Here is a 1,261-nt window from a genome sequence, read left to right as displayed (position 1 = left end):
TTCGAATCCTGCTCTCCCCACGATTTTGATTTCAGATTATTGATTTCAGAATTTAGATTTAGGAAAAAAAACTCGATTCGATTTTTTTTGTTTTAATCTAAAATCAATAATCTAAAATCTAAAATTGAACTCTCTGCCGGTGTAGCTCAGGGGTAGAGTGCTTCCTTGGTAAGGAAGAGGTCTCGGGTTCAAATCCCGACATTGGCTCAAGTAAGTAGGAAATTGAAAATTAATATATAACTAAGATTAAAAATTAAGTAAAATGGCAAAGGAGAATTTTAATCGTTCCAAACCGCACTTAAACATAGGTACAATTGGACACGTGGATCACGGAAAAACTACATTAACTGCAGCAATTACAAAAGTATTGTCTGATGCTGGTTACTGTCAAGCAAAATCGTTTGATCAAATCGATAACGCTCCAGAGGAGAAAGAAAGAGGTATTACTATTAATACATCTCACGTAGAGTATGAAACAGCTAACCGTCACTACGCTCACGTTGACTGTCCAGGTCACGCGGATTACGTAAAGAACATGGTTACTGGTGCTGCTCAAATGGACGGTGCTATCTTAGTAGTTGCTGCTACAGATGGTCCAATGCCACAAACTCGTGAGCACATCCTTTTAGGGCGTCAGGTTGGTATTCCAAGAATCGTTGTTTTCATGAACAAAGTGGATATGGTTGATGATGCTGAGTTGTTAGAGCTTGTTGAAATGGAAATTAGAGATTTATTATCTTTCTACGAATATGATGGAGATAATGGTCCTGTTGTTCAAGGTTCTGCTTTAGGAGGATTGAATAATGATCCTGCTTGGGTACCAAAAATCATTGAATTAATGGAAGCTGTTGATGCTTGGATCGAAGAGCCAGTGCGTGACGTAGCTAAACCATTCTTGATGCCGGTTGAAGACGTATTTACAATTACTGGTCGTGGAACTGTTGCTACAGGTCGTATCGAAACTGGTATTGCTAATACAGGTGATGCTGTTGAAATCATTGGTATGGGAGCTGATAAATTAACTTCTACTATTACAGGAGTTGAGATGTTCCGTAAAATCCTTGATAGAGGTGAAGCTGGAGATAACGTAGGTTTATTGTTAAGAGGTATTGATAAAGAATCTATCAAAAGAGGAATGGTTATCATTAAGCCAGGATCAGTAAAACCACACGCTACTTTCAAAGCTGAGGTTTATATCTTGAAAAAAGAAGAAGGTGGACGTCATACTCCATTCCACAATAACTACCGTCCACAGTTCTAC

1 protein-coding gene and 1 tRNA gene are annotated in these 1,261 nt (G+C 38.4%); both read left to right on the top strand.

Features of this window, described 5'->3' with window-relative positions; all coding sequences use genetic code 11:
* Positions 1-135 precede the first annotated feature (135 nt).
* Positions 136-207: transfer RNA gene (locus B3C18_RS01485), tRNA-Thr, on the top strand.
* Between the two features lie 55 nt (positions 208-262).
* On the top strand, positions 263-1,261 hold a 999-nt coding region (gene tuf / locus B3C18_RS01480), incomplete at its 3' end, for an elongation factor Tu (protein ID WP_291141266.1).

This window comes from Flavobacterium sp. UBA7680 (assembly GCF_002482975.1).
In the GTDB taxonomy this organism is placed as follows: Bacteria; Bacteroidota; Bacteroidia; order Flavobacteriales; family Flavobacteriaceae; genus Flavobacterium.
This window is presented reverse-complemented; position numbering and strand designations above follow the sequence as displayed.